The following is an 11,175-nucleotide window of genomic DNA, read 5'->3' as shown; positions in this document are numbered from 1 at the left end:
GTCATTATGACTATCAAAAGAGGTGTCAATATGACAACATGCATTGTCAAAATGACAGCGAGGTCACTATGAGCTTTTCCGTAGACGTGCTGGCGAAGATCGCCATTGAGCTGCAGACCGGTATCGGCCATCAGGACCGCTTTCAGCGGCTGATCTCCACGCTGCGCCACGTGCTTGAGTGCGATGCGTCCGCACTGCTGCGCTACGAGGGGCGGCAGTTTATTCCGCTGGCTATCGACGGGCTGGCGAAGGACGTGCTCGGACGGCGTTTTACCCTTGAGGGCCATCCGCGTCTGGAAACTATCGCCCGCGCGGGTGACGTGGTGCGCTTTCCGGCGGACAGCGATCTGCCCGACCCGTACGATGGGCTTATTCCCGGCCAGGAGAGCCTGAAGGTGCACGCCTGTATCGGCCTGCCTTTATTTGCCGGACAAAATCTGATTGGCGCGTTGACCCTCGACGGCCTTTCGCCGGACCAGTTCGATGCCTTTAGCGACGAAGAGCTGCGCCTGATTGCCGCCCTGGCCGCCGGGGCGCTTAACAACGCGCTGCTGATTGAACAGCTTGAGATCCAGAATATCCTTCCCGGCAGCCCGGCGGCGTTTGAGCAGGTCACGCATACGGAGATGATTGGCCTCTCTCCGGGCATGGCGCAGCTCAAAAAAGAGATTGAGATCGTTGCCGCTTCCGATTTGAACGTGCTGATCTTCGGGGAGACCGGCACTGGCAAGGAGCTGGTGGCGAAGTCCATTCACGAAGCGTCGCCGCGTGCGGTGAACCCGCTGGTGTACCTCAACTGCGCCGCGCTGCCGGAAAGCGTGGCGGAAAGCGAGCTGTTTGGTCACGTTAAAGGGGCGTTTACCGGGGCCATCAGCAACCGCAGCGGCAAGTTCGAAATGGCCGATAACGGCACGCTGTTTCTGGACGAAATCGGCGAGCTCTCCCTGTCGCTGCAGGCCAAGCTGCTGCGCGTGCTGCAGTACGGCGACATCCAGCGCGTGGGGGATGACCGCAGCCACAGAGTGGACGTTCGCGTGCTGGCGGCCACCAACCGTGACCTGCGTGAAGCGGTGCTGGCAGGGCAGTTCCGCGCCGACCTGTTCCATCGCCTGAGCGTGTTCCCGCTTACCGTGCCGCCGCTGCGCGAGCGCGGGGACGACGTGGTGCTGCTGGCGGGCTTTTTCTGCGAGCAGTGCCGTCTCAGGATGGGGCTTTCCCGCGTGGTGCTGAGCCCGGGTGCGAGGTCGCATCTGCTAAGCTACGGCTGGCCGGGCAACGTGCGCGAGCTGGAGCATGCGATCCACCGCGCGGTGGTGCTGGCGCGGGCGACGCGTTCGGGAGATGAGGTGGTAATTCATGCGCGGCATTTTGCACTGCATGAGGAAACTGCCCCGACCGTGAAGGCTGCTGCGCCTGAGAGCGCAAACGAGAATCTGCGCGAGGCGACGGAAGAATTCCAGCGTCGGATGATTACCCGCGCGCTGGAGCAGAATAACCGCAGCTGGGCGGCGTGCGCGCGGGCGCTGGAGATGGACGTCGCCAACCTGCACCGGCTGGCGAAGCGTCTGGGAATGAAGGGTTAGATAATGCCGGCCTGATAGAAATCCTGAAGGTTGATGGCGCCGCACAGCCTGCCGGTGTCATCCACCACCGGTGCGGCGGTGATTTTGCGCTTCATCAGCACCTCTTTGGCTTCAATGGCGCGGCTCTCGGCGTTCAGCGTCAGCCCCCCTTTGGTCATGGCGTCCGACACTTGGGTTTCCAGCCTGCCGCCGCCCACCAGCCAGCGGCGCAGGTCGCCGTCGGTGAATACGCCTTTGACGTACCCGTCGTCATCGCACACCGCCACCAGCCCCAGACCGGTGCGGCTGAGCTCCAGCATCGCGTCCATGACGCTGGTATTGAGTTTGACCTGCGGAATAGCATCGTCGGTGCGCATCAGGTGGTGAACCTTGTTGAGCAGGCGTGCCCCGAGCGCCCCCGCCGGATGCGAGCGGGCGAAATCTTCTTCGTTAAACCCGCGCGCCTGCATCACCGCCATCGCCAGCGCGTCGCCCATCATCAGGGTATTCACGGTGCTGGAGGTCGGGGCGAGGTGCATCGGACAGGCTTCACGCTCAACGGAAATATCCAGCGTCGCTTTGGCGGCCAGCGCCAGCGGCGAGCGGGATTTCCCGGTCATCGCCAGCAGGGCAACCGATTTTTCCTGCAGGCGCGGAATAATGAGATCCAGCTCTTTGGCCGAACCGGAGTAGGAGATAAACAGCATCACGTCGCGGCTTTCTATCATCCCCAGATCGCCGTGCAGCGCCTCTGCCGGATGCACGAAGAAGGCCGGGGTGCCGGTGCTGGCGAGCGTCGCAGCAATCTTTTTGCCGATATGGCCGGATTTACCGATGCCCGCCACGATCACTTTGCCTTCGCAGTGGATAATGGTGTTGGCAGCGCGGACAAAATCCTCGCCCAGACGTTCCGGCAGGCGGCTGGCTTCCTGCAGCTCCAGCATCAGCGTCTGGCGGCCCGTTTCTAACAGAAAATCACTCATCTCTCTCTCCGGTTACGATCACGTCGATTCCTTTCTCTTCCAGCGCTTTTTTGAACGCCGGGTCGATACTCGCGTCGGTAATCAGCTTATCGACGCTTTCAAGGCTACAGACAATGTTGGGGCTTTTGCGGCCAAACTTCGACGAGTCGGCCATCAAAATCACTTCCCGTGCAGCGTTACACATGGCTTTACTGACGCTGAACACCTCGTTGAACGTCGTAACGCCGGCGTTCAGGTCGATGCCGTCGGTGCCCATAAACAGCTTATCAAAGCTGAAGTGGTCGAAGGCATTTTCCGCCAGCTGACCGTGAAACGACGCCGATTTTTTGCGGAAGGTGCCGCCGGGCATCAGGATGGTCTGCTCGCTGTCGAACTCCGACAGGGCGTTGACGATGTGCAGGCTGTTGGTCATCACCGTGATGTTATTAAAGCGGCTGAGCAGCGGGATCATCTGCAGAACGGTACTGCCTGCATCCAGAATGATGGAGTCGCCATCGTGGATAAATTTTACGGCGGCTTCGGCTATCAGCGCTTTCTGGTGGGTATTGATCAGCGTTTTGTGGTCGATAGGCGGGTCGGCTTCGTCCTTATTGAGCACCACGCCGCCGTAGGTTCGAATGACGGCGCCAGAGTTTTCAAGCAATACGAGGTCCTTGCGTATCGTCGTGCCGGTGGTGTCAAAGTAGTGGGCCAGATCCTCTACCGAACATTTTCCCTGCTTTTGCAGATGCTCGAGAATGGCCGCCTGCCGCTGACGAGGTTTCATAGGCGCTTCGTTCCTTAGGTTGCGAAATGATAATTTCGCAAGTCTATATCTTTCACAACGAAATTATCCATGTTTCAGATTAAGCGCTAATGATAGTGCATTCTGACAGAGCGGATCATGGGGAAAGATCACATCAGGCTGCAATTCCTGCAGCGAAATGCCGTTGATTGCCTGGATTTTCACCGGACGGGCAAAGACGGTCATGCCGCGCATGATGAGGGAATCGCAGACGTTATTGTTTTCGTCCAGCGCAATAGCCACGACGACTCGCGGTTTAAAGCGTCCCCCGGAACGCCCGACGCCCACGCGGCCTTTCTGGCACAGGGCATCAAACGCGCGGTTAAACTGGTGAATTTGCCAGCCGCCGAACGCCATCTGGCAGAGCCAGGCGAGGGCGGCGACGGTGATGAGTGCGGTGACCATATCGGCTCCTTATTGTGTTCCCTCTCCCGGTGGAGAGGGGTAGGGTGAAGGCATCAGGCCGCTCGATCAGAACATTACCTGCCCGCCGGTGACGTTAATCGACTGCCCGGTGCAGTACGAGGCTTTCGGGCTGGCGTAAAACAGCAGCATGTTCAGCACGTCCTGATAATCGCACCCGCGCTTCAGCGGCACTTTATCGATGTAGTACTGCTCCACTTCCTCAGCCTTGATGCCGAGCTTGGTGGCATACTGCGGCAGCAGGGACTGGAACATCGGCGATTTAAGCAGGTTGCCCAGCATCAGCGAGTGCACGGTAATGCCGTACTCGGCCAGATCCAGCGCCAGAGACTGCGTTAGCCCCACGCCGCCAAACTTCGCCGCGCTGTAGCCGGAGTTATGCTTGCTGCCCACTTTCCCTGATTTGGAGTTGATCTGAATGATGCGCCCCTGAATGCCGTCGCGGATCATCAGACGGGAAAACTCACGGGCACAGAGGAAATAGCCCACCAGATTGACCTGCAGCGAGCGGTCAAAATCCCCCAGTTCGAAATCGCTGATAAAGGCCGCTTTCGCAATTCCCGCACTGTAGACCAGCAGATCGGTACGTCCAAAAATCTCGTCCACGCCGCGGGCCAGCGCCATCACGCTCTGCTCGCTGGTGGCGTCGGCGCCAAACCCGTACGCCATTCCTTCGCCAAACTCGGTGTTAATGGTGTCCGCCACGCGGGCGGCTTTTTCACTCTGAATATCCACTACCGCCACGCGGTAGCCCTCTGCGGCAAGCCCACGGCAGAGGAACTCGCCTAAGGTTTGTCCTCCACCAATGACAACGGCAACCTGACTCATGTCTATCTCCTTAATTACGCAACAAATTTTAACGTGCAGCCTGGGGTGACAGCCTGCGGAACCGGGCCCGCCACGTGAACCGTACCGGGATACTCGGCCTGCGGCTGGCCGTCGAAACGCAGGGTGATGTGGCCCAGCTCGCGCAGGTTTTGTTCGGCCACGTCGCCGACGGCGGTCACGGCATAGCGCGCCTCGCCCAGCTCAAGCTGGCTACCGGCCTTCAGCTCACCGTTCAGCTCGCCGTGGCAGTGGATAAAACAAAACTCTTCGATATCCGCAGGCGCCCCTTCGCGGAAGGTGATCAGCATCTGGTCGCTCAGCGCGTCGGCGGCGCTCTGGCCAATGCGGGTAATGGTGGTCTGGTAAATCACGGTCATTGCAGGAACCTCTTATTGATAAATAAAGCCGGAGACAAACCAGGCAATCAGCACCGTGGGCGCGCCCGTCAGGAAGCGGCTGACCAGCACGGACGGCACGCCCACGCGCACGGTGTCCTGGCGCGCTTCGGCCAGCGACAGCCCAACGGGGATGAAATCGCACGCCGCCTGGGCGTTAATGGCAAACAGGGCGGGCAGGGCGAGGTGCGGGGGAATGTTCCCCAGACCAATCTGCACGCCAATCAGCACGCCGATGACCTGAGCGATCACCGCGCCCGGGCCGAGGAACGGCGACAGCAGCGGGAAGGAACAGATCAGCGCCAGCGTCACCAGCCCGAGCGGGTGGCTGGCGAGCGGGGCGAGGCCGTGGGCAATCCAGTCGCCCAGGCCGGAGGCCATGATGATGCCGATCAGCGCCGAGACGAACGCCATAAACGGCAGAATGGTTTTCAGCACCGTGTCGATGGTGTCGCGCCCGGACTGGAAAAGCACCGCCACGGCGGAACCCATGCCCATCCCGACCTTCGCCAGCAGGCCGTCGCTCTGCTCGGTGATCTTCTGGCTGGTGTCGTACTCGCGCGGGGCCGCTTTTTGTGGCGCGGCAGTGCCATTCACCAGAGTAATGTTGTCCTCCTTTACGCCCGAGACATAAATGTCTTCAAGGATGTACTGCGCCAGCGGGCCGGATTTACCGGTGGAGTGAATATTTACCGTCGGAATACGGCGCTTCGGATAGATACCGCAGCGCAGCGTGCCGCCGCAGTCGATCACCGCCACGCCGATTTCCGCTTCCGGCGGCTCGCCTTCCTTGAAGCCGTCGACCGCTTCCCAGCCCGTCAGCTCGCGCAGCCTGTCGACGATCGCCGGGCGCGTGCCCGCGGTGATGTACACAATCTTTTTGCCTTCGGTGGCGTTGAACTCCAGCGGGCCGCCCCAGCCGCCCGTGCCTTTCTCAATGCGGATCCGGTTCATGCTGTGGCTCCTGAAAGATGGACCTTCTGTTCAAGCTGGATGCCCATTTTTTTCTCAAAAATGGCGGTGGTGAGATCTGTCACCCAGCCGCGGAAGAAGTTGGTGACCAGACCGACCAGCAGGTAGCTCACCGCCAGCGGGCCGAGCGGCAGGCCAAGCGTGGTAAGGCCGCTGGCGATCCCGAGATAGACAAACAGTTCGCCGGGGTTGATGTGCGGGAACAGGCCGTTCATGGAATGGCAGCTGTAGGAGGCGGCGGCGTAGTAGCTCGGCTTGTACTTTTCCGGCATGAAGCGGCCGAGGCTTAAGGTCATCGGGTTGCAGAACACGAAGGTGCCGATAAAGGGCAGTATCAGGTAGCGGGACAGCGGGTTTCCGGCGCAGCGCTGGGCGAAGCGTTCAATGCGCTGCTGGCCGATAAAGTTGATCAGCGCGTTCATGATTACCAGCAGGCTGATCAGCAGGGGCAGGATCCCGGTCACCATGCCGGTGAACACTTCTCCGCCTTTTTGAAATAGCCCGATGAACCACTCGGCGCCGTGGGTGATAGTTTCTATCATTCTTCTCTCCTGTGAGGCTTTTTTGTTTTTGTCTGGCTGGGCTAATAATAATCACTTTGAAAGATTTTAAAGTGTTAATTGGATCTCACAATGAAAGAAAAAAGGATTATTTTGAAAGTTTATTGGTGGGGATAATGATTTTCGATGGAAAAAAGCGCGGATTTGCGTAGGGAAGGTGCGTACCGCTTCCTTGAGGTGTTGCGCATGCTTTACCATACTGGGTTCTTATCGAACCCGTTAAATGGATGTCTCATGTTCAAGCGTCGTTATGCAGCGCTGTTGCCTGCGCTTATTCTGCTGTCTGCCTGTAGTAGCAAACCTAAGACCGAAGCCGTTCAGCAAACGGCGGGCGAGCCTTCCGGAGGATTCCTGCTGGAGCCGCAGCACAATATGATGCAGATGGGGGGCGACTTCGCGAATAACCCGGCGGCCGAGCAGTTCATCGATAAAATGGTGAGCAAACACGGCTTTGACAGACAGCAGCTGCACGAAATTTTGTCTCAGGCGAAGCGTCTGGACTATGTGCTGCGCCTGATGGACAGACAGGCGCCGACGGCCCAGGTGCCGAGCGGGCCGAACGGCGCGTGGCTGCGCTATCGCAAGCAGTTTATTACCCCGGACAACGTGCAAAACGGCGTGGCGTTCTGGAATCAGTATGAAGAGGCGCTCAACCGCGCGTGGCAGGTGTACGGCGTACCGCCTGAAATCATCGTCGGGATTATCGGCGTGGAAACCCGCTGGGGCCGCGTGATGGGGAAAACCCGCATCCTGGATGCGCTGGCGACGCTCTCCTTTAACTATCCGCGCCGCGCGGAGTATTTCTCTTCCGAGCTGGAAACCTTCCTGCTGATGGCGCGCAACGAACAGGACGATCCGCTCGATCTGAAAGGGTCGTTTGCCGGCGCGATGGGCTACGGCCAGTTTATGCCGTCGTCCTATAAACAGTATGCCGTCGACTTTAACGGAGATGGCCATATCAACCTGTGGGATCCGGTGGATGCCATCGGCAGCGTGGCGAACTACTTCAAGGCGCACGGCTGGGTGCCGGGCGGCCAGGTGGCGGTGCAGGCCAACGGCCAGGCGCTGGGGCTGGAAAACGGGTTCAAAACCAACTACAGCATTTCGCAGCTGGCAGCGGCAGGCCTAACGCCAACGCAGCCGCTGGGCAACGCGCAACAGGCGAGCCTGCTGCGTCTGGATGTCGGGACGGGCTATCAGTACTGGTACGGTCTGCCGAATTTCTACACCATTACCCGCTATAACCACAGCACCCACTATGCGATGGCCGTATGGCAGCTGGGGCTGGCGGTATCGCAGGCCCGCGTGCCGGCGGCGTCACCGTTTAGTCAGTAAGTCACCTTATTCCCCCTCTCCCTTTGGGAGAGGGCTAGGGTGAGGGCACCCGCGCGCACCTATTTCCCGCAGAAACATTTCGCCACACTCCCTCTGCAAACCCGCCATTTACATCTTAACCACCTTTCAGTATTGTTATGTTATAACATTTAATATGGTGTCGAGATGTCAACATCCCTTTTTTCTCTGTCTGCTCTGGTGCGGCTTTTGCTGGGGCTGGTGCTGGTTGTTTTTATCGGGCTGGCCGTGCGCTGGGCGGTGGCATTGCCATGATTGTGTTGAATGAACTGGTCGCGGGATATGAACGCCAGCCCATTACGCGGCCACTTTCGGGCACGATTGAGCGCGGAAGCATGACCGCCATTATCGGCGCTAACGGCTGCGGGAAATCCACGCTGCTGAAAACGCTGGCGGGGTTTATTCCTCCCGTCAGCGGTGGCTTTCGCTGGCAGGGGAAGCGTCCGGTAATCGGATGGCTGGCACAGCGTCACGCGCTGGAGGCGCAGTTTCCGCTGACCGTGCGCGATGTCGTCAGCATGGGCTGCTGGCCGGGCATTTCGCTGCTTTCCGGGTTTCGTCGCGAAACGCGGTTGCGTATTGCCAGCGCGCTTGAGCGCGTCGGACTGGAAACCATGGCCTTATCCACCATCGATGAGCTCTCCGGCGGGCAGTTCCAGCGCATGCTGTTTGCCCGCGTTCTGGTACAGCAGGCGCCGCTGGTGATGCTGGATGAGCCCTTTACCGGCGTCGATGAAGCCACCTGCAACGTGCTGATGGACGTGATGCTGGAGATGTATATGCAGGGGCAAACGCTGCTCGCGGTACTGCACGACAGCGAGCGCGTGTCGCGCCATTTCCCGCAAACGCTGCGGCTGGATGCTGACGTGCCCCAGTGGAAAACCGAGCGGGTGAGGGTGGCATGATCTGGCATCTCTTTTTTCAGCCGTTTATTGAGTACGGCTTTATGCGTCGCGCGCTGGTGGTTTGCCTTGCGCTCTCGGTCAGCACTACCGCGCTCGGCGTGTTTCTTCAGCTGCGTCGGATGAGCCTGATGGGCGACGCTCTTTCTCACGCCATTTTGCCGGGCGTTGCCGTGGGGTATTTACTCAGCGGCATGTCGCTGCTGGCGATGAGTATTGGCGGTTTTATCGCGGGCATTACCGTGGCGCTGCTGGCCGGTCTGGTCAGCCGACGCACGCCGCTTAAGGAAGATGCCAGCTTCGCGGGGTTTTACCTTGGCTCACTGGCGCTGGGCGTCACGCTGGTGTCGCTGCGCGGGTCGAATGTCGATCTGCTGCATCTGCTGTTTGGCTCCATCCTCGCCGTGGACAACGACGCCGCGCTGTTTGTTACGGGCGTGTGTATGTTCACCCTTATCACGCTGGCGCTGTTCTATCGCGGGCTGGTCACAGAAGCGTTTGATACCGCCTGGCTACAGGTGAACGCCCGCTGGCTGCCCGGCCTGCTGCACGGACTGTTTCTGGCGCTGCTGGTTCTTAACCTGGTGGCTGGTTTTCAGGTGCTCGGCACGCTGATGGCCGTCGGGCTGATGATGCTGCCAGCCGTGGCGGCCCGCTGCTGGGTGCGCACGCTGCCTGCGTTACTCCTGATGGCGGGCATCAGCGGTATTTTCTGCGCATGGCTGGGGCTGAGCCTCTCCTGGGCAATGAGTTTGCCTGCCGGGCCATCCATCGTGCTCACTGCCAGCGCGCTGTTCTTTATTTCCATTTTACTGGGCACGCGAAGCAGGCTCGCTGGCAGCCTGCGCGCGCTTTTTTAACGCAAGGGGAAACGATGAAACGAACAGGATTAGTAGTGGCGCTCGCGCTGGGGATGATGTCGCACGGCGTGATGGCGAAAACGCTGAATGTGGTCACCAGCTTTTCGATACTGGGGGATATCACGCAGGAGGTGGGCGGTGACCATGTGAACGTGACGACGCTGGTGGGGCCGGACGGCGATCCGCATACGTTTGAACCGTCGCCGAAAGACAGCGCGGCGCTGAGCAAGGCCGATGTGGTGGTGGTGAACGGCCTGGGGCTGGAGGGCTGGCTCGATCGGCTGGTGAAGGCCTCCGGGTTCAAAGGACAGCTGGTCGTCGCCTCAGTCGGGGTGAAAACTCACACGCTTGAGGAAGATGGAAAGACCGTGACCGATCCGCACGCGTGGAACAGCGCGGCGAACGGGGCGCTGTATGCACAAAATATTCTGAACGGGCTGGTGAAAGCCGATCCGCAGGACAAAGCCGCGCTGGAAGCCTCCGGTAAACCGTATATCGCGCAGCTTAACCAGCTGGATAGCTGGGCCAAAACGCGCTTTAGCCAGATCCCGCAGGCGAAGCGTAACGTGTTGACCAGCCATGACGCGTTTGGCTATTTCAGCCGCGCCTACGGCGTGACGTTTATGGCGCCGCAGGGACTGTCGTCCGAGAGCGAGGCCAGCGCGTCGCAGGTTGCTGAGATTATCAATCAGATCAAAGCCGACGGCGTCAAAACCTGGTTTATGGAAAATCAGCTCGATCCGCGTCTGGTGAAGCAGATAGCGTCGGCGACGGGCGCACAGCCGGGGGGCGAACTGTATCCGGAAGCTCTGTCGGCAAAAGGCGGGGTGGCAGACACCTACGTTAAGGCATTTCGCCACAATGTGAACACCCTCGCCGACAGCATGAAATAACATTTCCACGGCCGGTGCGCCCGCATCGGCTTTTTTCTGAAGCTCCCTCGTAAAACCTGAAGTGCATCCCCACATCTGACGAGAAAGTGCTATCTTGTGCAGCACGTTTTTCTGATGCCTGGAGCGAGAATGACTGACCATGAATTGATGCAGCTTAGCGAGATTGTTGGCCTTGCGCTGAAGCAGCGTGGCGCGACAATCACCACCGCGGAATCCTGCACCGGCGGCTGGGTGGCGAAAGCGATTACCGATATTGCCGGCAGTTCCGCCTGGTTTGAACGCGGATTTGTGACCTACAGTAACGAAGCTAAAGCACAGATGATTGGCGTGCGCGAATCCACGCTTGAACAGCATGGCGCGGTCAGCGAACCGGTGGTGATCGAGATGGCCATTGGTGCGCTCAAAGAGGCGCGCGCAGATTACGCAATTTCCATTAGCGGCATTGCGGGCCCGGACGGCGGCAGCGACGTGAAGCCTGTCGGCACAGTCTGGTTTGGGTTTGCTACTTCTAAAGGCGAAGGCATCACCCGCCGGGAGTGCTTCAGCGGCGATCGCGAAAGCGTGCGTCGTCAGGCAACGGAATATGCGTTAAAAACGCTCTGGCAACAATTTCTACAAAACACTTGATACTGTATGACCATACAGTATAATTGCACCAAC

Annotated in this window: 13 protein-coding genes; 6 read left to right on the top strand and 7 right to left on the bottom strand. The window is 59.4% G+C overall.

Translation table 11 applies throughout. The features are described from left to right. Positions 1 to 68 precede the first annotated feature (68 nt). The gene (gene norR, locus FOY93_RS17445) at positions 69 to 1,583 is read left to right on the top strand and encodes a nitric oxide reductase transcriptional regulator NorR (RefSeq protein WP_143345443.1); all 1,515 of its coding nucleotides are present in this window, start codon (positions 69 to 71) and stop codon (positions 1,581 to 1,583) included. Here norR and gutQ read toward each other — a convergent pair. The 7 genes from gutQ to srlA form a co-directional block, all read right to left on the bottom strand. After that, positions 1,580 to 2,545, bottom strand: coding sequence for an arabinose-5-phosphate isomerase GutQ (gene gutQ, locus FOY93_RS17440; protein ID WP_111965491.1), 966 nt, complete (start codon positions 2,543 to 2,545; stop codon positions 1,580 to 1,582). The genes norR and gutQ overlap by 4 nt on opposite strands. Continuing rightward, complete coding sequence (gene srlR / locus FOY93_RS17435; RefSeq protein WP_143345442.1) at positions 2,538 to 3,311, bottom strand: glucitol operon DNA-binding transcriptional repressor SrlR; 774 nt, start codon at positions 3,309 to 3,311, stop codon at positions 2,538 to 2,540. Before srlR ends, gutQ begins: the two co-directional genes overlap by 8 nt. Positions 3,312 to 3,374: 63 nt before the next feature. Beyond that, on the bottom strand, positions 3,375 to 3,734 hold the full coding sequence (gene gutM / locus FOY93_RS17430) for a transcriptional regulator GutM (protein ID WP_045908515.1): 360 nt from the start codon (positions 3,732 to 3,734) through the stop codon (positions 3,375 to 3,377). A gap of 66 nt (positions 3,735 to 3,800) precedes the next feature. Continuing rightward, on the bottom strand, positions 3,801 to 4,580 hold the full coding sequence (srlD, locus tag FOY93_RS17425) for a sorbitol-6-phosphate dehydrogenase (protein ID WP_023294411.1): 780 nt from the start codon (positions 4,578 to 4,580) through the stop codon (positions 3,801 to 3,803). Positions 4,581 to 4,594: 14 nt separating this feature from the next. Continuing rightward, complete coding sequence (gene srlB / locus FOY93_RS17420; RefSeq protein WP_008499554.1) at positions 4,595 to 4,957, bottom strand: PTS glucitol/sorbitol transporter subunit IIA; 363 nt, start codon at positions 4,955 to 4,957, stop codon at positions 4,595 to 4,597. A gap of 12 nt (positions 4,958 to 4,969) precedes the next feature. Then, on the bottom strand, positions 4,970 to 5,929 hold the full coding sequence (srlE, locus tag FOY93_RS17415) for a PTS glucitol/sorbitol transporter subunit IIB (RefSeq protein ID WP_143345441.1): 960 nt from the start codon (positions 5,927 to 5,929) through the stop codon (positions 4,970 to 4,972). After that, positions 5,926 to 6,489, bottom strand: coding sequence for a PTS glucitol/sorbitol transporter subunit IIC (gene srlA, locus FOY93_RS17410; RefSeq protein ID WP_003862164.1), 564 nt, complete (start codon positions 6,487 to 6,489; stop codon positions 5,926 to 5,928). Before srlA ends, srlE begins: the two co-directional genes overlap by 4 nt. A 252-nt stretch (positions 6,490 to 6,741) precedes the next feature. Here srlA and mltB point away from each other — a divergent pair, with 252 nt between their 5' ends. The 5 genes from mltB (at position 6,742) to pncC (ending at position 11,142) form a co-directional block, all read left to right on the top strand. Beyond that, positions 6,742 to 7,842, top strand: a complete 1,101-nt coding sequence (gene mltB / locus FOY93_RS17405; protein WP_168708011.1) for a lytic murein transglycosylase B — start codon at positions 6,742 to 6,744, stop codon at positions 7,840 to 7,842. A gap of 269 nt (positions 7,843 to 8,111) precedes the next feature. Further along, entirely contained in the window at positions 8,112 to 8,765 is a 654-nt protein-coding gene (locus FOY93_RS17400) for a metal ABC transporter ATP-binding protein (RefSeq protein ID WP_143345440.1), read from the top strand. Next, positions 8,762 to 9,622 (top strand): metal ABC transporter permease, encoded by an 861-nt coding sequence (locus FOY93_RS17395; RefSeq protein WP_032660373.1) that lies wholly within the window; start codon positions 8,762 to 8,764, stop codon positions 9,620 to 9,622. The genes FOY93_RS17400 and FOY93_RS17395 overlap by 4 nt, the downstream gene beginning before the upstream one ends. Positions 9,623 to 9,636: 14 nt before the next feature. Continuing rightward, positions 9,637 to 10,515, top strand: coding sequence for a metal ABC transporter substrate-binding protein (locus tag FOY93_RS17390; RefSeq protein ID WP_143345439.1), 879 nt, complete (start codon positions 9,637 to 9,639; stop codon positions 10,513 to 10,515). 129 nt (positions 10,516 to 10,644) lie between these two features. Next, entirely contained in the window at positions 10,645 to 11,142 is a 498-nt protein-coding gene (pncC, locus tag FOY93_RS17385; protein WP_032643004.1) for a nicotinamide-nucleotide amidase, read from the top strand. Positions 11,143 to 11,175 lie beyond the last annotated feature (33 nt).

Source organism: Enterobacter sp. 18A13, from assembly GCF_007035975.1.
In the GTDB taxonomy this organism is placed as follows: domain Bacteria; phylum Pseudomonadota; class Gammaproteobacteria; order Enterobacterales; family Enterobacteriaceae; genus Enterobacter; species Enterobacter vonholyi.
This window is presented reverse-complemented; position numbering and strand designations above follow the sequence as displayed.

Coding starts and splice junctions, on each gene's coding strand:
- pncC (WP_032643004.1), top strand. CDS start 10,645: ATGACTGACCATGAATTGATGCAGCTTAGCGAGATTGTTGGCCTTGCG.
- FOY93_RS17395 (WP_032660373.1), top strand. CDS start 8,762: ATGATCTGGCATCTCTTTTTTCAGCCGTTTATTGAGTACGGCTTTATG.
- srlD (WP_023294411.1), bottom strand. CDS start 4,580: ATGAGTCAGGTTGCCGTTGTCATTGGTGGAGGACAAACCTTAGGCGAG.
- gutM (WP_045908515.1), bottom strand. CDS start 3,734: ATGGTCACCGCACTCATCACCGTCGCCGCCCTCGCCTGGCTCTGCCAG.
- gutQ (WP_111965491.1), bottom strand. CDS start 2,545: ATGAGTGATTTTCTGTTAGAAACGGGCCGCCAGACGCTGATGCTGGAG.
- FOY93_RS17400 (WP_143345440.1), top strand. CDS start 8,112: ATGATTGTGTTGAATGAACTGGTCGCGGGATATGAACGCCAGCCCATT.
- FOY93_RS17390 (WP_143345439.1), top strand. CDS start 9,637: ATGAAACGAACAGGATTAGTAGTGGCGCTCGCGCTGGGGATGATGTCG.
- srlB (WP_008499554.1), bottom strand. CDS start 4,957: ATGACCGTGATTTACCAGACCACCATTACCCGCATTGGCCAGAGCGCC.
- srlA (WP_003862164.1), bottom strand. CDS start 6,489: ATGATAGAAACTATCACCCACGGCGCCGAGTGGTTCATCGGGCTATTT.
- srlR (WP_143345442.1), bottom strand. CDS start 3,311: ATGAAACCTCGTCAGCGGCAGGCGGCCATTCTCGAGCATCTGCAAAAG.
- norR (WP_143345443.1), top strand. CDS start 69: ATGAGCTTTTCCGTAGACGTGCTGGCGAAGATCGCCATTGAGCTGCAG.
- mltB (WP_168708011.1), top strand. CDS start 6,742: ATGTTCAAGCGTCGTTATGCAGCGCTGTTGCCTGCGCTTATTCTGCTG.
- srlE (WP_143345441.1), bottom strand. CDS start 5,929: ATGAACCGGATCCGCATTGAGAAAGGCACGGGCGGCTGGGGCGGCCCG.